Annotated in this window: 1 rRNA gene; it reads left to right on the plus strand. The window is 53.7% G+C overall.

The features are described 5' to 3' along the window. Window positions 1-255 (plus strand): 16S ribosomal RNA (locus ACMV8I_RS21550); the annotation flags it as partial.

Below are 255 nucleotides of genomic sequence, written 5' to 3' on the forward strand. Positions count from 1 at the left end.
AGGCAGCAGTGGGGAATATTGCACAATGGGCGCAAGCCTGATGCAGCCATGCCGCGTGTGTGAAGAAGGCCTTCGGGTTGTAAAGCACTTTCAGCGAGGAGGAAGGGTACGAAGTTAATAGCTTCGTACATTGACGTTACTCGCAGAAGAAGCACCGGCTAACTCCGTGCCAGCAGCCGCGGTAATACGGAGGGTGCAAGCGTTAATCGGAATTACTGGGCGTAAAGCGCACGCAGGCGGTTTGTTAAGTCAGAT

It is taken from the genome of Ewingella sp. S1.OA.A_B6, assembly GCF_049889095.1.
GTDB lineage: Bacteria > Pseudomonadota > Gammaproteobacteria > Enterobacterales > Enterobacteriaceae > Ewingella.